At 36.2% G+C, this 20489-nt stretch carries 19 protein-coding genes and 1 other annotated feature; of the genes, 12 read left to right on the top strand and 7 right to left on the bottom strand.

Translation table 11 applies throughout. The features are described from left to right. Positions 1-28: 28 nt before the first annotated feature. The 3 genes from BEN26_RS12505 to BEN26_RS12515 all read left to right on the top strand — a co-directional run bounded on the left by BEN26_RS12505 (position 29) and on the right by BEN26_RS12515 (position 4288). Positions 29-1738, top strand: a complete 1710-nt coding sequence (locus tag BEN26_RS12505) for a B12-binding domain-containing radical SAM protein (RefSeq protein ID WP_069797487.1) — start codon at positions 29-31, stop codon at positions 1736-1738. A 53-nt stretch (positions 1739-1791) separates the two neighbouring features. Next, the gene (locus tag BEN26_RS12510; protein WP_069797485.1) at positions 1792-2958 is read left to right on the top strand and encodes a Na+/H+ antiporter NhaA; all 1167 of its coding nucleotides are present in this window, start codon (positions 1792-1794) and stop codon (positions 2956-2958) included. Between the two features lie 256 nt (positions 2959-3214). Then, entirely contained in the window at positions 3215-4288 is a 1074-nt protein-coding gene (locus tag BEN26_RS12515; protein ID WP_069797483.1) for a M42 family metallopeptidase, read from the top strand. Between the two features lie 67 nt (positions 4289-4355). Here BEN26_RS12515 and sspI read toward each other — a convergent pair whose 3' ends face one another. Next, the gene (gene sspI / locus BEN26_RS12520) at positions 4356-4559 is read right to left on the bottom strand and encodes a small acid-soluble spore protein SspI (protein ID WP_068722796.1); all 204 of its coding nucleotides are present in this window, start codon (positions 4557-4559) and stop codon (positions 4356-4358) included. A gap of 153 nt (positions 4560-4712) precedes the next feature. Between sspI and BEN26_RS12525 the strand changes: the two genes are divergently transcribed. The 8 genes from BEN26_RS12525 to BEN26_RS12560 all read left to right on the top strand — a co-directional run bounded on the left by BEN26_RS12525 (position 4713) and on the right by BEN26_RS12560 (position 12176). Beyond that, complete coding sequence (locus tag BEN26_RS12525; protein ID WP_068722801.1) at positions 4713-5378, top strand: potassium channel family protein; 666 nt, start codon at positions 4713-4715, stop codon at positions 5376-5378. Between the two features lie 7 nt (positions 5379-5385). Next, complete coding sequence (locus BEN26_RS12530; RefSeq protein ID WP_069797528.1) at positions 5386-6189, top strand: TrmH family RNA methyltransferase; 804 nt, start codon at positions 5386-5388, stop codon at positions 6187-6189. 57 nt (positions 6190-6246) lie between these two features. Further along, positions 6247-6475 (top strand) — a binding site (T-box leader). 65 nt (positions 6476-6540) lie between these two features. After that, on the top strand, positions 6541-7575 hold the full coding sequence (gene pheS / locus BEN26_RS12535) for a phenylalanine--tRNA ligase subunit alpha (RefSeq protein WP_069797481.1): 1035 nt from the start codon (positions 6541-6543) through the stop codon (positions 7573-7575). A gap of 15 nt (positions 7576-7590) precedes the next feature. After that, positions 7591-10008: a phenylalanine--tRNA ligase subunit beta gene (pheT, locus tag BEN26_RS12540; RefSeq protein ID WP_069797479.1), complete on the top strand. Its 2418-nt coding sequence runs from the start codon at positions 7591-7593 to the stop codon at positions 10006-10008. A 189-nt stretch (positions 10009-10197) separates the two neighbouring features. Then, the gene (gene zapA / locus BEN26_RS12545) at positions 10198-10455 is read left to right on the top strand and encodes a cell division protein ZapA (RefSeq protein WP_068722807.1); all 258 of its coding nucleotides are present in this window, start codon (positions 10198-10200) and stop codon (positions 10453-10455) included. Between the two features lie 8 nt (positions 10456-10463). After that, positions 10464-11015, top strand: coding sequence for a CvpA family protein (locus BEN26_RS12550; protein WP_069797477.1), 552 nt, complete (start codon positions 10464-10466; stop codon positions 11013-11015). Between the two features lie 146 nt (positions 11016-11161). Further along, positions 11162-11842 carry a potassium channel family protein gene (locus tag BEN26_RS12555; RefSeq protein WP_068722810.1) on the top strand — a complete coding sequence of 227 codons (681 nt, stop codon included), beginning with the start codon at positions 11162-11164 and terminating at the stop codon, positions 11840-11842. 64 nt (positions 11843-11906) lie between these two features. Next, the gene (locus BEN26_RS12560) at positions 11907-12176 is read left to right on the top strand and encodes a metal-sensing transcriptional repressor (protein ID WP_069797475.1); all 270 of its coding nucleotides are present in this window, start codon (positions 11907-11909) and stop codon (positions 12174-12176) included. Between the two features lie 241 nt (positions 12177-12417). Here the strand turns inward: BEN26_RS12560 and BEN26_RS12565 are convergent, their stop codons facing one another. Both BEN26_RS12565 and BEN26_RS12570 read right to left on the bottom strand, forming a co-directional pair. Beyond that, a complete protein-coding gene (locus BEN26_RS12565) occupies positions 12418-14208 on the bottom strand; it encodes an ABC transporter ATP-binding protein (RefSeq protein WP_069797473.1) in 1791 nt (596 codons plus the stop codon). Further along, positions 14205-15962: an ABC transporter transmembrane domain-containing protein gene (locus BEN26_RS12570; protein WP_069797471.1), complete on the bottom strand. Its 1758-nt coding sequence runs from the start codon at positions 15960-15962 to the stop codon at positions 14205-14207. The genes BEN26_RS12565 and BEN26_RS12570 overlap by 4 nt, the downstream gene beginning before the upstream one ends. A gap of 470 nt (positions 15963-16432) precedes the next feature. Here BEN26_RS12570 and BEN26_RS12575 point away from each other — a divergent pair, with 470 nt between their 5' ends. Beyond that, a complete protein-coding gene (locus tag BEN26_RS12575; protein ID WP_068722814.1) occupies positions 16433-17413 on the top strand; it encodes a C40 family peptidase in 981 nt (326 codons plus the stop codon). Between the two features lie 57 nt (positions 17414-17470). Here the strand turns inward: BEN26_RS12575 and BEN26_RS12580 are convergent, their stop codons facing one another. The 4 genes from BEN26_RS12580 to BEN26_RS12595 form a co-directional block, all read right to left on the bottom strand. Further along, entirely contained in the window at positions 17471-17677 is a 207-nt protein-coding gene (locus BEN26_RS12580; RefSeq protein ID WP_069797469.1) for a capping complex subunit for YIEGIA, read from the bottom strand. Positions 17678-17679: 2 nt separating this feature from the next. Next, entirely contained in the window at positions 17680-18576 is an 897-nt protein-coding gene (locus tag BEN26_RS12585) for a YIEGIA family protein (RefSeq protein WP_069797467.1), read from the bottom strand. A 277-nt stretch (positions 18577-18853) separates the two neighbouring features. Beyond that, positions 18854-19621, bottom strand: coding sequence for a sulfite exporter TauE/SafE family protein (locus BEN26_RS12590; protein WP_181482294.1), 768 nt, complete (start codon positions 19619-19621; stop codon positions 18854-18856). 229 nt (positions 19622-19850) lie between these two features. Next, on the bottom strand, positions 19851-20180 hold the full coding sequence (locus BEN26_RS12595; protein WP_068722823.1) for a rhodanese-like domain-containing protein: 330 nt from the start codon (positions 20178-20180) through the stop codon (positions 19851-19853). Positions 20181-20489 lie beyond the last annotated feature (309 nt).

A 20489-nucleotide genomic window follows, 5' to 3' on the forward strand; every position in this document is an offset into this window, starting at 1 on the left:
CAATGGTTTTCTATAGGGAGGATACAATTTGAAGATTATTCTATCGACTTTAAATGCAAAATATATTCATTCTTCATTAGCTTTACGCTATCTTAAAGCATATAGTCAAAATGAATTTCCAGAAATAGAGATTCTTGAATACTCTATTAAAGAACCGTTATTACATATGGTCAGTGAAATTTATCAAAAAGACCCTGATGTGGTAGGCTTCTCTTGTTATATTTGGAATATTGAAGAGACGATTCAGTTGATCCAACTATTAAAAAAAGTGAAACCTGAAGTCAGAATCGTATTAGGTGGTCCTGAGGTTTCCTATGATCTTCTTTATTGGTTTGAAAGAGTACCAGAAATTGATGTCATTGTGGTTGGGGAAGGAGAAGCAACTTTTTTACATCTACTTCAAGCATTAGAAACAAAAAGACCTCTAGATGAAGTTCTAGGGATTGCCTATAGAGAAGGGAAGACCTATCGAGTAAATGCATCACAGCCTAAATTGGATTTGAATGAGATTCCAAGTCCTTATCAAGATTTAGAAGATCTTCAGTCTTTGAAAGATCGAATAGTTTATTTTGAGGCTAGCAGAGGTTGTCCTTTTTCTTGTGCTTATTGTTTATCCTCGATTGAGACAGGTGTCAGATATTTTGAATTAGAGAGGGTAAAGGAAGATCTTCTTCGATTGATCAAAAGCGGTGTCAAGTTAATTAAGTTTGTGGATCGAACCTTTAATATCAATAAGAAATATGCACTTGAAATCTTTCAATTTCTCATCGAAAACCATCAAGGTACTGTATTTCAATTTGAAATTACTGCAGATATTATGAAGCAAGATGTTCTCCAATATTTGATCGACCATGCACCTGAAGGGATCTTACGTTTTGAAATTGGTGTTCAATCAACCAATGATTATACCAATTCCTTAGTTCATCGCCGACAAAACTTTAAAAAGCTTAGTGAAACGGTACTTAAATTAAAAGAAAGTACCAAAATTGATCAGCACTTAGACTTGATTGCAGGACTTCCTGAAGAAGATTATGAATCCTTTCGAAAAACCTTTAACGATGTATTTGAGTTAAGACCAGAGGAATTACAGCTTGGGTTTTTAAAAATGCTAAGAGGAACGACCATTTGGAAGGAAGCAAAAAAATATGGTTATATTTATATGGACAAAGCACCCTATGAAATATTGGCAAACAACGTTCTTTCTTTCTCAGATGTCATTCGGATTAAAAGAGTAGAAGAGGTATTAGATAAATATTGGAATGCACAGCGAATGAATCGAACCATTGAATACTTAATTCGGTATGAATTTACTTCGGCTTTTGACTTCTTTCAGCAGTTCGGAGATTATTGGGAAAGCAAAGGATGGAATCGAATTGGACATCAATTAGAAACCTTATATACAAGGTTAAATGATTTTTTAATCGATACCGGTATTCAACATCTAGAGATAGCTCAGAGCTTGATGAAACTTGATTATTTTCTTAATTTTAATCATAAGCCAAGAAAAACATGGTGGGAATTTACCCTCACCAAAAAAGAACAAAAGGAAATGATGAAAGACCTTATGGAGGATTTAAACCTAAGTGAAAATGAGCTACATAAGCATTTCATGATTGAAGTGGTTCCTATTGATATCGAAGCTTTTTTAACAATAGGTGAAATAAAAGAACAAAATACTTTGCTAGCGGTATATTATAATCCACCTGATAAACCAAAGTATTTTACTAAAAAACGATAGTGTGATAAAATTTCTTTTTAGTGAGACTAAAATGTAGGGGAGGAAAAAACAACGTGCAGAAAACAGTCAATCTTTTAAGGGAGTTCTCCATTCCATTGATCTCCGGAGTTATTGTCGCCTTATTATGGGCAAATCTTTCGCCTCACAGTTATGAGACATTTGTAGAAGGCGAGTTTTTTAGTGGGATTAGCTTTCATTTTTTTGTAAATGATATCTTTATGGTTTTCTTTTTTGCGATTGCTGCTGTAGAGATTGTTCAGAGCTTATCGCCTGGAGGAGATTTGAATCCATTAAAGAAAGCGGTTAATCCACTGATGGCTACAATGGGTGGGGTACTTGGGCCTGTAGCTGTTTATTTACTACTAAATTCAATCATAGGATCTCCAGAGTATTTAAGGGGTTGGGGGATTCCAACAGCAACTGATATTGCACTTGCATGGCTAGTTGCTCGCTTTGTTTTTGGTGATAAACATCCAGCTGTTTCCTTTTTATTATTATTAGCGATTGCAGATGATGCCATCGGGTTAGTGATCATTGCGATTTTTTATCCTGATCCTGTGAATCCAGTAGAACCGATTTGGCTGTTAGTTACCTTAGCAGGGATGGCAATTTCCTTTATATTAAGAAAAAAAGGAGTAACCAATTATTGGCCTTATCTCCTATTAGGTGGAGTTCTTAGTTGGATAGGTTTACACAACGCGCATTTGCATCCTGCACTAGCATTAGTCGTGATTATTCCATTTTTACCAAATCCAAAAGAAGAACATGGGCATTTATTTGAAGATGATGAGACCTCTCATACTACCCTTACGAAATTTGAACATGAGTGGAAAATCTTTGTAGATTTCGGATTATTTATGTTTGGCTTATCCAATGCCGGTGTAGAGTTTTCTGAAATTGGAACAACGACTTGGTTAGTCTTTGTCGGATTACTTGTTGGAAAAACGGTGGGAATCTTTACTTTAGGTTCTATTGCCAAAATGTTAGGTTTCCCATTACCAACAGGTATGGGAATGAAAGAATTATTCCTTGCTGGTGTCATTGCTGCGATGGGATTAACAGTCGCACTCTTTGTAGCAGGGGCTGCATTTACTGATCCAGTGATCCAAGGAGCAGCAAAAATGGGAGCGCTCTTTAGTGCAAGTGCTGCAATTTTTGCCTTTATCCTTGGCAAACTACTAGGTATCAAAAAGATGAAAGAAACGAGTACGCAAAATTAAGTTTTAATGACCCACGTAAAATTAAATTTTACGTTAAATGAAATGAATGATGAAAGGCTCTAAGAGAATTTAAAATGTCCTTTACAAAGGGTACATTTTAATTTAACCTTGGAGTCTTTTTTTGTTATATATGATTTTTCCTTAGGAAATCGTAAATAATATCGAAAGGGAACATTTGGTTGAAAATGTTTTAAAAGTTTTAATCATTCGCTATAATAAGATTGGATAGGAATTCCAATGGAAAAGGGGCGTTAAAATGGAAGATTTGACATTACAAATGTTTAAGGAATTAACTGAAGCACCAGGAGCACCTGGGAATGAAGCAGCTGCTAGAGAAGTGATGAGAAAGTATATCGAACCTTATGCTGATGAGGTTTATACTGATAACTTAGGGAGTTTAATTGCGAGAAAAGGAAATCAGGGTCCTAAAATCTTAATTGCCGGACATTTAGACGAAGTCGCTTTTATGGTAACACGGATTACAGATGATGGATTTATCAAGTTTCAACCCCTTGGCGGTTGGTGGGAACAAGTCATGCTTGCTCAAAGGGTAACGATACATACGAGAAAAGGTGAAGTGATTGGTATCATTGGCTCTAAGCCACCACATATTTTACCACCTGAAGCTAGGAAGAAGCCAGTTGAGAAAAAAGATATGTTTATCGACATTGGAGCAATCAGTAAGGAAGAAGCTGAAGAATTCGGTGTACGTCCTGGAGATTCAATTATACCGGTTTCTCCATTTACAGTAATGAAAAATCCAAAAATGTTAATGGCAAAAGCATGGGATAATCGGATTGGTTGTGCGATTGCAGTAGAAGTGCTTAAACGATTAAAAGATGAACAACACCCTAATACTGTATATGGAGTAGGTACAGTACAGGAAGAAGTGGGTCTTCGTGGTGCACAAACTTCTGTGAATACCGTTCAACCAGATATTGCTTTTGCTATAGATGTAGGAATCGCTGGCGATACTCCAGGGGTTACAGATGATGAAGCAGTAAGTAAAATGGGAAAGGGTCCACAAATCTTATTATTTGATGCGTCTATGGTTCCTCATCGAGGCTTAAGGGATTTTGTCGTTGATATTGCTGAAGAAGAAAACATTCCTTTTCAATATGAAGCATTAGCAGGGGGAGGAACAGATGCAGGGCGTTTTCACTTGTATGGAAAGGGAGTCCCCTCTACAGTAATAGGGATCGCTACACGTTACATTCATAGCCATGCTGCGATTCTTCATCGTGATGATTTTGAACAAGCAGTCAATTTACTTGTGAAAGTCATTAAACGATTAGATGAAAAGACGGTAAAAGAAATCATGGCTAGATAAAAAGAAAGAATGAGTCTCCTCTGTTGGATGGCTCATTCTTTTCCTTCTTCCTCTTTTTCTTTGGTGTTTATATATTTTTACTTAGTGCATCAATCATTTCGTTCTGTGATTGTGAATCACTGTGTTGCCAAATCACTTCAAATAAGACACCTAATCCAGGTAAGGTTTTTTCTTCATGATCTTTAATCGCTGTATTGATCATGTCTTTTAATTGTTCTTCATCTTTTCCTTTTATGTTTTGAATGATAGCTTGACGTAGGTCAATGTTCATCTCTTTAACCTCCTATATTTAATGGTAAGGAAATGGTCACTTTTATGGAATTTTTTTTTAGTATACCCTATATTGATCAAACCATTAGTTTTTAGGAAAAGAGCTTGTAGATATGATATAATATAAAAAAATCATGGTGAAGGGAGTAGCCATATGAGCAAGCAATTTGCAGTGATTGGTTTGGGCAGGTTTGGATCAAGTGTTGCAAAAGAATTGTATGATCTTCATTATGAAGTGATGGCTATAGATATCAATGAAGAAAGGATTCAAGAAAACGTTAACGTGGTTACCCATTGTGTACAAGCTGACTCCACTGACGAAACCGCGTTAAAGGCACTTGGAATCCGCAATTTTGATGTGGTTGTTGTCGCGATCGGACAAAATATTCAGGCCAGTATTTTAACTACTATACTTTTAAAAGAACTAGGTGTAGAAACGATTGTGGTTAAAGCGCAAAATCAATTACATGCAAAAGTATTATATAAAATTGGAGCCTCAAAGGTCGTCTTTCCAGAACGAGATATGGGAGCAAGGGTAGCGCATAATCTGGTTACACCGAATATTTTAGATTACATCGAACTGTCTGATGAATATAGCATCGTTGAAATTATTGCGAGTGAAAAAATGAACCACAAAAGCTTGGTTGAATTAAATATCCGTGCACGATTTGGATGTAACGTCATGGCAATCAAGAATGACCATCGTATCAATGTAGCCCCTGATGCAAATGACATGATAAAAACAGGGGATATCTTAGTCGTTATTGGACATAATAAAGATTTAAGAAAGTTTGAAGATTTTGTCATGAATGGAAAGTGAGAAAAAAATGGAAGTCATTCAATCAATCAATAATCCTAGAATTAAGACATGGTATCAACTAAAGAGTAAAAAGGGAAGACAAGAACAAGGGTTATACATCATTGAAGGAATCAAACTTATTGAGGAAGCGATCGATGCAAAACAAGAAATTGAAGCCCTAATTTTTGATCAGGGAAAGGATCTTCCAGAATCATTAGCTCTTCATCTAGAGAAGTATGACTTGTCCATTCCTATTGTTTCCGTATCAACACCTGTGATTGAAAAATTATCAGATACTGAAACCCCCCAAGGGGTTTTGGCTATATTAAAAAAGAAAAATATCGAGATAGAGAAACTGTTTGAAAACCAATTTTCTTTTTACTTGCTGATCGATCAAATTCAGGATCCTGGAAATCTAGGAACAATTATTCGCAGTGCAGATGCAGCCGGGGTACAAGGCATTATTTTAGGAAATAGTACAGTCGAGCTATACAATTCAAAGGTAATCCGTTCTGCGATGGGATCGATTTTTCACCTGTCAATCGTACAAGATGAATTAGACCAAATTATTCCTAAGTTACAGAAAAACGGTGTTAAAGTGATTGGGACAAGCCCATATGCAAGCAAAACTTATTTTGATGTTGATCTTACACAAAAAGTGGCTATAATAGTAGGAAATGAAGCAAAAGGGTTGTCTGATTCAAGAAAACAACAAGTAGATGAAATGATAAAAATCCCTTTAGTTGGGAAAGCAGAATCGCTAAATGTAGCAATGGCCACAACGCTTATTTTATACGAAAGAGTAAGGCAAATGGAAAAGGGTTGGGCTTGAAGTCTAGCTTATACATCAGTATAATGATACATAATAACCAAAGATATAATTTTATATTTGAATGCGAGGAAAGAGAAGAGTAGATAAATTCCCATCTTTTAGGGAGGAGATGTCATAGACTGGAAGCATCTCTAAGATGGTTTTATTGAAGTTCGCTCTGGAGCAGATCTCTGAAAAGGATCAGTAGGAGAATCCGTTTTGTCTACGTTAAGACACTAAAGTTGAACAATCAATCTTGTTTAATTGTTCATAAATTAGGGTGGTACCACGGTCTTTCGTCCCTTGCCAAGGATGAAAGGCCTCTTTTTTTGTGGGCTATTTTTAAGTATATGATACAAGGGAGGAAATGTTATGAAGGAGCGATTAGAGCAATTGAAGCAAGAAGCTCTAACGGAAATTGATCAAGTAAATGACATCCAAGCTTTAACTGCAGTAAAAGTAAAATATTTAGGCAAAAAAGGTCCCATCACAGAAGTATTACGAGGGATGGCAAATGTTTCAGCAGAAGAGCGCCCGCTCATTGGAAAGTTGGTTAATGAAATAAGGGAAGAAATTGAAAGGGGTCTAAATTTAAAAGAGACCGCAATAAAAAACAAGGCTTTAGAAGAAAAACTTGAGAAAGAAACCATTGATGTCACTTTACCTGGTAAACCAATAAGCCAAGGGAATAGGCACCCATTAACAAAAGTGATTGAGGAAATTGAAGATATTTTTATCGGTATGGGATTTGAGGTAGCTGAAGGTCCAGAAGTAGAATCAGATTACTATAACTTTGAAGCATTAAACTTACCAAAAGAGCATCCTGCTCGTGATATGCAAGATTCATTCTATATTACAGAAGAAATCTTAATGCGGACACATACTTCTCCTGTTCAAGTGCGGACGATGCTAAACAAAAAAGGAAATGTTCCTGTAAAAATCATTTGTCCAGGAAAAGTTTATCGTAGAGATGACGATGATGCGACTCATTCCCATCAATTTATCCAGATTGAAGGACTTGTGGTTGATGAAAAAATTACCATGACTGATTTAAAAGGGGTGCTTCTTAATTTTGCTAAGAAAATGTATGGCGAGCATGCAAAAATTCGCTTACGTCCAAGCTTCTTTCCTTTCACAGAACCAAGTGCAGAGGTAGATGTATCCTGTATGATGTGTGGTGGAGATGGCTGTCGAACATGTAAAAATACTGGTTGGATCGAAATCCTTGGTTCAGGGATGGTTCATCCAAAAGTGTTAGAGATGGCTGGCTATGATCCAGAAAAGTTTTCCGGCTTTGCCTTTGGTATGGGTGTAGAAAGGATCGCTATGTTGAAATATGGTATTGACGACATTCGTCATTTTTACACCAACGATTTAAGATTTTTAGATCAGTTTAAACGGGTTTAAGGGAGGTTAGAAAAGATGAGAGTATCCTATCAATGGTTATCCCAATATGTTGACATTCAAGATATCGATCCTTATGAATTAGCGGAAAAGTTAACTCGTAGTGGTGTAGCAGTTGATCTTGTAGAAAAAAGCAATCCTGCTTTAGAAAAAGTAGTAATCGGTTATGTAGTAGAACGAGAACAGCATCCAAATGCCGAGAAATTAAGTTTGTGTAAGGTAGACGTGGGTCAGGGTGAACCTTTACAAATTATTTGTGGTGCGGCAAATGTTGCACAGGGTCAAAAGGTACCTGTCGCATTAGTTGGTGCTACCTTACCAGGAGATATTAAAATTAAAAAGGCAAAATTGCGTGGAGTTGACTCTGAAGGGATGATTTGTTCCGCCAAAGAATTAGGAATGAATGAAAAATTATTATCTAAAGAAAAAACTGAAGGGATTCTAGTTCTTTCAGACGATGCCAAAATTGGTGAGCCGATTGAACCTTTGTTAGGGTTTAATGATTACATCCTAGAGTTGGACTTAACGCCAAACCGTTCAGATTGTTTAAACATGATTGGTGTTGCGTATGAGGTAGCCGCTATTTTAGACAGGAATATAAAACTACCTGAAATAAATCTAGAGAATAACATTGACCAAAATCATTCTGTTCAAATTAAGATTGAGTCACCTGAAGCCTGTCCTCATTATGCAGCCCGTCTAGTTAAAAATGTAAAAATTTCAGATTCTCCACAATGGATGCAAAATCGTCTGATTGCAGCAGGAATCAGACCCATTAATAATGTGGTTGACATTACCAACTTTGTCATGTTGGAATACGGGCAGCCTTTACACGCCTTTGATTTTGAAAAATTGGATCAAGCAAAGGTTGTTGTACGGATGGCAAAACCTAATGAAAAAATCGTCACCTTAGATGACCAAGAACGAGAATTAGACGAACAAATGCTTTTGATTACCGATGGAGTAAAACCTATTGCTATCGCAGGAGTAATGGGGGCTGCCAATAGTGAAGTTACAAAAAACACAACCCAAATTTTATTAGAATCAGCCTATTTTAAGGGCTTTTCCATCAGATCAACCTCTAAAAAGCTTGGGCTTCGTTCTGAAGCAAGTATGCGTTTTGAAAAAGGGGTTGACCCCAATCGAATCTATGCGGCATTAAATCGAGCAGCGGCATTATTAGTAGAGTATGCTGGGGGTAGCATTGAAGGTGGAATTACAGAAGAAAAGTTAGAACAACCAACAGAATTGATGATTTCATTAAAGCCAGATCGTATCAATCAAATTCTTGGTACTGAGTTAGATGTACAAGAAATGGTTGCTATTATGAAACGCTTAGGTTTTTCTGTAGAAGAAGAAACGAGTGGCCTAAGGGTAATCATTCCTACTAGAAGACCAGATGTTACGATTGAAGCGGATTTAATTGAAGAAATCGCAAGAATTTATGGGTATGATCATATCCCGACAACATTACCTATTGGCGAATATATCCAAGGTGGGTTAACCAAAAAACAAAAACTTCGTAGAATGATAAAAAATCTTCTGGAGGTTTCTGGTTTACAGGAAGTAATCAGTTATACTTTTATCGGAGAATCCCAACTTGATATATTACAAGGGTTAGCGAATCAGCCAAGACCTATTTCTTTAGCCATGCCAATGAGTGAAGAAAGGCAATTTTTGAGAACACAACTTCTCCCACAATTGTTAGAAATAGCTAAATACAATGTGAATCGTCGCAATCATAATATTCGTATATATGAAATAGGAGCCACTTTTATTTCCAATGAAATTCATTTAACTGAACTTCCTTCTGAGAGATGGACTGTTGCAGGTTTTATGATGGGTTCCTTACCCATACATTGGCAATCCAAAGAACACAACATAGATTTTTATGAAGTAAAAGGGGTTCTAGAACACTTATTTATTAGCTTAGGATTAAGAAATGTCGAATATCAAGCGGTTAGGGCAAAAGGCTTTCATCCTGGTCGAACAGCAGAGATCAAAATTGGGGAAAAAATCATCGGTTATATTGGTCAGATTCACCCAGAAGTTCAAACTCAATATGATTTAGATGAATGCTATGGTTTTGAATTAGATTTGAATACCATTCTGGAACTAGCAGATATAGAAATTGAATATCAGCCATTGCCAAAATATCCTGCAATTCAAAGGGATATAGCAGTGGTTGTTGATAAAAATGTAGAATCCAGCTCGTTAATGGATACTATTTATGAAAATGGTAGAGAGTTGTTAGAGGATCTTACCTTGTTTGATGTTTACATGAGTGAACAATTAGGGGAAGATAAAAAAAGCATCGCTTTTTCACTTATCTATCGTAGTCCAGAACGTACCTTAACAGATGAAGAAGTAGCAAAGAGACATGGACAAATTCTGGAACAACTGAAGGAAAAGTATCACGCAGAATTAAGAAAATAATTACAATCCTTTTCGAACAATGAAGCAAATCGACGATTTACAAGAGGTTGCCTAAACTTAAGGTGACCTCTTTTTTCCCTCATCGCTTATAAATCATGATATACTGGTCTATATTGAAGGAATTTTATACCTTTCTATAGAATGTATTACAACATCGAAGTATATAGAGGCAGCAAGGGGGTTCTATAAGTGAATGAAGAGCAAAAAAATCGTCTACCCGTCATGATTTATGGACAACAGTATAAAATTGTGGGAAAAGCGAGTTCAAATTATATGCGGATGGTTGCTGGATATGTTGACGAAAGAATGAAACAAATTGCGGATTCTAATCCTCGATTAGATACAACTAAAATTGCGGTGCTTACTGCGGTGAATATTGCTGATGAATATTTTAGGTTGAAACAAGAGTATGATGAATTGTTAAAGTTGATTGAAGAAGAAGAGTAGGTGAAAAGATGAATACAATGGATCTGATTATTGTGATCATCATCATTGTCTCCATTTTTCGAGGTTATCAGTTAGGCTTAATTCGTCAGTTCATTCACTTTATAGGTTTTTTTCTTTCTCTTTATTTAGCCTATCGCTTTTCAGGTGAATTAGTACCTTTGATACAAAGTGTAGTGCCTATGCCAACATTTGAACAGTCTTCTTTGTATTTATTTTCGGAAACTTTTCAGCTTCCCACAATGTTTTATAATGCGATTGCATTCTTTCTTATCTTTTTTGGTACTAAGCTTATTTTGAATATTGGGGGTAGCATTCTACATCAGATTGCCAGTTTACCCGGTATTGCCATTGTAAATCGACTTTCTGGTGCATTATTAGGACTTGTCCAAATTCTTTTTATTCTGATTATATTGGTTCATATCCTCTCAGTCATGCCATGGGCAGAATTAAAAAATGTTTTAGAAGGATCCTATTTTGCTAAATATACGTTGCAAATGACACCTGCTATTACTGAGAAATTATATCATCTATGGAACACCTCTAATTCTTCATATCTTTAATCGTATAAGCTAATATACATTACAAATCATGCCAAATTAGGTATGATTTTTTTTATGAATTTCGTTGACATTTTCATAGAAAATAAGTAGAGTACTATATGTGTTTTCTTGTGTTTATAAGGGCATTATTTTAGGAGGAGAAAAAAGTGGCTACACAATTTGCAGTCATTGGTTTGGGACGTTTTGGTTCAAGTTTAGCTGGAACACTATATGAAATGGGCTATGAAGTACTAGGAATTGATTCAAAAGAGGAAAAAGTTCAAGAAATGGTCAATCGGGCTACACATGTATTACAAGTAGATTCTACAGATGAAGTTGCTTTAAAAACCATTGGGATTCGTAATTTTGATGTGGTCATTGTGGCGATTGGTGAAGATATCCAATCAAGCATTTTGACTACATTGATTCTTAAAGACTTAGGAGTGCCAAGAATTGTAGTAAAAGCCCAAAATGAGCTTCATGGAAAGGTGTTGGAAAAAATTGGTGCAGATAAAATTATCTACCCAGAACGAGACATGGGGATCCGTGTCGTTCACCAGCTTATTACTCCTAATATCCTTGATTATATAGAACTAGCACCAAACTATAATATTGTAGAGATTGCGATTGGACCAGATATCGTAGGAAAGACCCTACTTGAATTAGATATACGCGCTAAATTTGGCTTAAATGTGATGGCAATCAAATCTAATGAGCAGCTAAAAATTGCACCTCAAGCCAATGATCAATTTCAAGAAGGTGACATTTTAGTATTAGTTGGTCATATTGATGATATAAAACGGTTCGAAGAATATTCAAATGGTAAAAAGAAAAAATTAAAGATATAATAGAGACAAACAATATACCTGTTAAGGTATTTAATGTATAAGGATATGTGATGGAGGTGGTTCTATGAATTACTCCCCAGAGATTAAGAATCGCTTAAAGAGAGTAGAGGGACAGGTAAGAGGTGTCCTCCGAATGATGGAAGAAGGACAAGAATGCAATGATGTCATTCACCAATTGTCTGCGGTACGTAATGCTGTTGACCGTGTGATTGTTCACGTTATTGGCACAGATATGAGTAAATGTTTAATGGATGAAATGCAAAAACAGGATGAACAACGTGATACGGATAAAATCATTAAAGACGCCATACAATTACTATTAAAAACAAGGTAGACGTACAGGGGAATAAAGCTGCTGTTGATGTATCAGAGGAGATGTTATCTCATTTGCGCGAAAAGTTGAAAGAAGAAAATGCAGACCAAACAAAGATCAGTATTTATTGGTTTGTGATGTAAGATAAAAAGGTTTGTATATTCCAGCGCGCGCTCCGTTATCCATGCCTTTCTTTGATTAAAGAAACCCTTAAACAACTAAAGGAAGAAAGTGAACACTTTCTTGTCCTTAAAAAGAGGCGTTAGGCCTCTTTCTTTTGTGGGCTCTTTATTCCTTGTTGGAGCAAGAACATCTTATGGTAAAGGCCACCTTTTGCTAGGAGTTCTTGATGAGTTCCTCTTTCCACGATTTCACCATGGTGTAAGACTAGGATCAAATCAGCATCTTGAATCGTAGAGAGTCGATGTGCGATAGCGATGGTCGTTCTTCCTTTTCTCATCTTATCTAGCGCTGTTTGAATCGCTTCCTCTGTCTCCGTATCAATACTAGCCGTTGCCTCATCCAAAATCAATATTTTTGGATTGATAGCCATTGTTCGAGCAAAGGAGATCAGCTGCCGTTGTCCAGATGAAAAAGTGGCTCCACGTTCCATGACAGGCTCGTGATAACGATTGGGAAGTTTTTGAATAAAGGAATCAGCTTGAACATATTTTGCTGCTTCAATGATTTTTTCGTCACTAATCTCCTCATGATGCAACCGAATATTTTGTTTAATATCTCCGACAAAAAGAAAGGGATCCTGTAAAACTAAACCGATTTTCTTACGCAATTCTTCATTCAGGTAATGAGAAAGGGGGAGACCATCAATCAGAATTTCCCCATGCTTGATTGGATAAAAATGCATCAATAGATTGATAATTGAACTCTTGCCACTGCCTGTGTGTCCTACTAAGGCAACAGTCTCACCAGGTTTAGCAACAAAAGAGATATTTTTTAAGACATCTGTTTTGCCATCATAGGAGAAAGTGACATCTTTAAATTCAATCTGTCCTTCTTGAATCACTGGTGAATCATCACCTATTTTACTTGGAGCCATTCGTTCATCATCAAGTAGTCCAAATACTCTTTCAGCGGCAACGATCGCTTGTTGAAATTGACTTAGGCGAAACATCATCATATTGACGGGTTCAAAGAAACGATCTAAATAATTCAAATACGCATAAACGACACCAATTTCAATCGACGTGTGAATAGACTCGATCCCAAAAAAACTTAAGATTAAGCTTAAAGCTACGAGGTAAAGGAAATCTACAGCAGGTCTAACCATTAGAGAGTTGATTTTGATTTGCTTGATATTAAATGTCAAGTAGTCTTGGTTGGTCTTACCAAATTCACTACTTACCCTTTTTTCTTGACGCATCGCTTGAATGATATTCATCCCTTGAAGAGATTCGTTTAGTTTGGCATTTAGTTGGCTTAATTTTTTTCTCGCTTGGTGAAAAATCTTTGCACTTATTTTTCGATATCCATGCATCAGTAAAAGGATAAATGGCATGAGCAAGAGAAAAAGCAAGGCCATTTTCACATTAAGGAAGAACATTCCTACAATGATTCCCATCAGAAAGATAATATTTTGAACGAAAGTAGATAACACACTAATGTATAATTCTTTGATCGCTTCTGTATCATTAGTAATCCGAGAAACGATACTTCCTCCTGGAGTGTTATCGAAAAAAGTGAGCCCCATATGTTGAACCTTCGCAAACACATCGACCCGCAATTGATGAATGATCCATAGGGCGATTTTCTGAAAAGAAATCAGTTGGTAAAAGTTTAAACTTACAGATGTAATATGAAGAAGTAAATAACCAGCCCCAAGTAAACTGATTGCTTTCCATTCAAAAAGACCAGGTGTTAGGTAGTCGTCAATAAAGATTTTAATGAGAATCGGGCCAACAACATCAGCAGATGTAGCAACAAGCAAAATGATAAAGGCATTCGTTAATCCCTTGATATGGGGTTTGATATACGACAAAAGCCTACGAAATACCCTTTGTTTTGAAATTGCCTCCGTTTGAGGAGTTGTATTCATTCTGAAACGCCCCCTTTTTCGACTAAAAATTCTAGTTGTTGACGTTGATACATCTCTTTATACCATCCCTCTAATTGCATTAATTCTTCATGACTTCCTCGCTCAATGATTTGGCCTTCTTCAAGGACGATAATCAGATCTGCGTGTTGCACAGCACTTAAACGGTGTGAGGAGATCAATGTTGTTTTATTTAAACGATTTTTTAAAAGCGATTGTAAGATGCCTTCCTCTGTCTTGGCATCCACTGCTGATAATGCATCATCTAGGATTAGAATCTCCGGATCTATAAGTAAAGCGCGGGCAATTGAGATTCTTTGTTTTTGTCCCCCAGATAAAGTGACCCCTCTTTCTCCAACCATCGTTTCATACTTTTCTTCGAATTGCAGGATATCTTTATGGATTGCAGCTAATTTTGCCACTTCGATTACTTCTTCTAACGTGGCCTTAGGTTTTGCAAAGGAAATATTTTCTGTTATCGTACCTGAGAAGAGGAAATGTTCCTGTGGTACATAACCGACCGAAGAACGTAGAGCGTCTAAAGTATAATCATAGATTGATTTATAATTAATGGTGATATCACCTTGATCGAGATCAAATTCCCGAAGTAATAAACGAAGTAACGTTGTTTTCCCACTTCCTGTTTTTCCAATCACACCAAGAGTTTGCCCTTTTTTTAATGTGAAATCAACATTTCTTAATGTTGGTTTCTCTTGTTCAGGATAGGTGAAAGAGTTAATCTGATAGGCTAGATCGCCAGTAGGAGGCTGCTTAATTGCACCAACTTTGTCAACAATGGCAGGTTTAACATGAAGCAACTCCTGAACGCGATCATAGGAAGCACGACCTCGTTCAACTATATTAAATAACCAACCAAAAGCTAGCATTGGCCAGATCAATTGACCCAAATAAATTGTAAAAGATGTCAACTGACCAATCGTCATCTCTTTCCCTATCACAAATTTGGCGCCAAAGGCCACTGCAAGAAAGAAAGAGATCCCTACAATCAATTGAATGGTAGGATCAAATAATGAATCGACTTTGGCTACTGCAATATTCTTTTTAACCGTATCCATGGATTGATTTGCAAAAGCATTCTTTTCTGCCTCTTCTTGACCAAATGCTTTAATAACACGAATTCCCGAGACATTTTCCTGAACTTTTTCATTTAAATGAGAGAAGGCATCTTGTGCTTGAAAAAAACGTTCGTGTACGAGAGAACCATAAAAGTTAGTCAGCCAAGCCATAAAAGGCATGGGTAGAAGCGTAATCAGCGTTAATTTCCAACTAATTGTAGTGGCCATGGCCACGATGACAAGTGTTCCCATTGTTAAGGAGTCTACTAGGGTTAAAACCCCTTCTCCAGCAGTGCCTTCAATCGCTTGAATATCATTGGTTGAATGAGCCATTAGATCACCGATTCGGTGCTTATGATAAAATTGCGGTGATAATTTTGTAAAATGATCATATAAACGTTGGCGTAACAAGGCTCCCAATTTAACTGCAGATCCAAATATCATCATACGCCAAATATAGCGCAAGACGTACATAAGGATTCCGGCTAATAAAATAAGCAAAATCCATAGCAATAATTGTTCTGTCGTTAACGTTTGTCCTTTGATTTGATCGACGATTTTACCAACGGCATAGGGTGGAAATAAATTAAGGAATGAGACCAACATCAAAAGAAGAACACCAATGATATATTTCGTTTTTTCTAACTTAAAAAACCACCATAAATCCCGAAAAATACTCATAAAGACTCCTTTCTTGTGTTGTTATATGGAATATAAAGCCGCGGTTTGGAAATTATATCTCGTTTTTGTTGCAAAGTAAAGATTTTTTTGAATTTTCCTCCCATATAATCAATCGAAACAAGCATTAAAGAAAACAGTCACTTTTGTTGATTTTGTTATCTAAAAATAGATGTAATTTATGGATGTAATTCTAATAATTACATCTTTTTGATCTGAGTAAATCTACTAATTTTTAAATGCTTTTATTAAAATGAAAGAGGGATTTTTCCAGTACTGCTCTATATTTTGGGAATTTATGAAGAAAATATGAAGAAAGATGTGAACATCAGTAAACCAAAAACTAGCAAAGAAGTTGGTAGATATTACATCGTCCATCACAACACTACCTATGTTACCATGTAAATACGCACCAAGAATAAATCTAAATCCTAGAATAAGAGATTTAGAAAAAACAACATAGGAGGTTATGTATGAGATATACTGCAAAGAAACTGGCTGGCTTGGCTATTGCCACCACAATGGTATTTGGTTCCTTTGGACCAACAAGTGCTATTTTACCAAGCTTAACCGCTCAAGCAGCAACCGTATCAAGTACAGACATAACAAGGGATGCGTTAAATCAAGTAGGAGTACCATTTAAATATGGAGGAGCCTCTCCTCAAGAAGGATTCGATACTTCAGGTTTAATCTATTACGTTTACCAAAAGAATGGAATTGACTCACCTCGAACAGTGAAGTCTCAAGCATTCTATGGCGTTCATGTAGATCGTAATGAATTAAAACCAGGAGATGTGGTGTTCTTTTCCTATAAGGGATCCTATCCTGACTTCAATGGAATCTATTTAGGTGATGAAAAGTTTGTTAGTTCTTTCAGTGGAAAGGTAGCTGTTCATTCGTTATCTACAAGTTACTATAATGGTAAGTATTTTGGTGCGAGACGATTTTTAACAAGTGGACAAACTTCAACAGGAGCAACATCAACGCCTTCAACGCCAACATCACTAACGAATAATACGGGTTCATCTAATACGGGGTCAACTGCTCCATCAACAGTCCCTACTTTAACCAACACGATCGCAGATTCAATTATTGAGACTGGTGAAAAGTATATGGGAACACCATATCAATTTGGTGCGAGAGCCTATCAAACCAATACATTTGATTGTTCTTCTTTTACACAATATGTCTTTTATAAGAATGGGATCAAATTACCAAGAAATTCTCGTCAACAATCTACTGTAGGTGCATATGTACCATATGGAAAATGGCAAAAAGGAGATTTACTCTTCTATACCTTACCTGGATATAATGGTAGAATTGGCCACGTGGCCATCTACGCTGGTAATGGAAAAGTGCTTCATACCTATGGTAAACCAGGTGTAACATATACTGATATGAATGTTAGATGGTTGAAAGATTACTATGTTACAGCACGTCGTGTGATTAAATAAGCAATATAGCAGTAAAAAAGTGAAGGATTGATTCCTTCACTTTTTTGTGCTATTTTACTAAACCCGAATAACCATATAATCTCCAGTTTTTAGCTGAACGATATCTGCTTTTAAGGCTTTAGCAATATCTACGGATAAGGTTTTCTGAATCTCTTCATTTTCAGCATATAAAGCAATAGGATTTCCGGCGAGTACTCTATTTCTATCTAATGTAATATAAGCTAAAATCTCATAGCTAGGTTTCATAGTTGCTTCTCTTCCCATCCTTATTCCTCCCCAAATAAATTGGTATTCATCACTGAATGGCTCTTTTTCACAGTTTCTAATAGTGGTGTTTGGATAACCGCTTCAACTAATTTATCGTAATCGTTAAGTACAGGAACCAATGTGACTACAATTCTCCCTTTTTCATAATCTTTTCTTGTGAAATGGTAACGTTTTAAACCAATTGCTCTCGTTGCCTCAAATAGCATCGCTTGACGTTGGCCAAAATGATCGAGTGCAATGCGAAAATGATCTTTTTTGGGATAAACGACAACGGCCATGCCTTCCTTTTGAAATAACTCACGACTATTATCGCCACCAAGTAAGTTACTGACGAAAATGTCATCGACATAAAGCTCAGAACCTTTTATTTCAATTTTCCCTGGCTTTACTTCTGCAATATCACCAACAGTTTTTCCCTTTGAAAACCGTTTTAGAATATAGATGAGAGAAAAACCAACGATTACTGACCCGATCACCTTAGGGACATATGAAAAGGGTAAGATGTACATGGTTAGTGCAGTAAAGAGAGATACAATGAGTGAAAAATAACTTCTAGCCTCAAACGTTTTTGCAATTCCATCAATGTAAGCTGCACCTCGGAAAGTGTATTCCGTCTCTTCTAAATCTTTTAGGCTATCTCTCTCCATTTTTCTTATATCGCGAAATTGCTGAATGGCTAGAACAAGGAAAGTGACGGCCACATAATTCTTGGACAACAGTGCTGGAATCGCCACTGCTCCTAAAGATGCAGCAATAAAACCCGTAATTAAATGAATCAGATAGCCATTTGGATAACTAGGATATTGGCGAAAGTCTTCCTTTAGCATCAGGATTCGAGAAATGGTTCCAATCAAAATTGCAGTAAGAATTGTGATGAGATCACGTGTTTCTAACATTTTTTCACCTGAATTTTTATAGTATAATTTATGTTTACTATTTTTTCTTTCCTTCCATAAAATATTCAGATGAATTTTCTGAATACAAATTCATTATTTCTCCATATTTTGCATGTATTGTAGTAGATGTAAAGGTTTGAAGGCGTTAGCACAAACTTGATTTATCACTTGTGAAAGGAAAGGTGAAGAAAGATGTATGATTTCGTTATCATAGGTTCGGGAAGTGCTTCGTTCTCTCTGCAGCCATTAAAGCAGTTGAATTCGATGACAGTCGTCTTCAAATGATATCAAGCCAAATTTTGATTGCGGTTCCTAAAATAAGGATGGCCAATACATATTGCAATGATTTGGCTTTCATTTTTTTCCCTACTTTTGCCCCTAGCGGAGCCCCGGCTAAGCTTCCTATGACTGTCCAAAAGGTTGGCCAAAAGAGAATTGACCTTGACATGACTTTTCCAACCGTTCCACCAATCGATGATAGAAATACAATAACTAAAGAGGAAGCAATAGTAGTACGAAGAGGAATCTTTAAGAAAAACAGCATGATTGGAATTAAAATAAAGGCTCCACCTGCACCGACAATACCTGAGACAACCCCAACAATAAAAGCTGAGATTGCAGCCAATATACGATGATATCTAAGTTCTGGTTCATGTTCTTCCTGAACTGGCCTAGGAATGAACATTAAGATTGCAGCCAAAGTGGCGAGTACTCCATAGGTCATATTGATCATATCACCAGTTAGATATTTTGAACCAAAGCCTCCTAAGAGCCCCCCAATAATAATACTACTTCCCATGATAATTATTAGATTTTTATTGATAAAATTTGATTTTTTATAGGCAAATGAAGCTGTTAAAGAAGAGAAAAGGACTTGTAACATGGTAATAGCAGAAACTTCTTGAGGAGTAAAAGCTCCTACTCCAATCAAAACAGGTATATATAAAAGCATGGGATAATTAACGATTGCCCCTCCAATTCCAAGCATTCCAGAAAGAAAAGCACCAATCAATCCAATAAAGAAAAGAATCATCGCCAAGGAAATAGTCAAAGAAGAATCACCTCTAGCTTTGTTGTTTATTGTGATACCGGTATACGTATACCAGTTTATTTTGTTTAACTCAATTAGTCAACAAAGAACCATAATTTAACCAAAGAGAAAGCCGGCATAAACCGGCAATTTTAAATGTTCAAGTATAACTTTCTTTTCATTATTGTGGGCTATCTTAACCATGATTAACTTTACCGTTTCCCCTGAAATAGTAGAAAGGGTTTTAGATATATTTGATTCCCCCTTCTTCTGTTACAACTTTTCCTGTCCAATCCAACATTCCGCCAACAATATTTTTCACTTTTTTAAATCCTTGATGTAGTAAAAACAGTGTTGCATATTCACTACGATTACCGCTACGACAAACGATGAGATATTCTTCTTGTTTATCTAATTCCTGATATCGATAACCTAATGTTCCTAATGGAATAAGGATCGCTCCAGGAATATGTCCATTCACAAATTCGAAGTCTTCGCGTACGTCAATGATCTTTACATTGTCGCCATTTTTCAATCTTTTTCTAACTTCTTCAGTACTAATTTGATAATCCATTTTGCTATTCTCTCCTTTTTATCTCTACCTATTAGATAAGATTTAGTTAAAAATTCAACATATATTACTATTTAAACTATGAATATAGTAAAAATAAATTAAACAAAAAAGCAGATTTAATATTTACATGGGTATATAGTTTAAAGATAAAATAGAAAAAAGTCAATCGAGAAAGCATTAAATTGTTATTGTTCTGTGATATTGTCATGTTATAACTGTTCAGAGAAAATGTCACTATGGGACAGGAGAAGATTACATTGACAAAAGCAGAACTCAAAAAAGTATTGGTCATTGAAAAGCTTGTTTCTC

Origin of the sequence: Tepidibacillus sp. HK-1, assembly GCF_001748485.2 — a bacterium.
GTDB lineage: Bacteria > Bacillota > Bacilli > Tepidibacillales > Tepidibacillaceae > Tepidibacillus_B > Tepidibacillus_B infernus.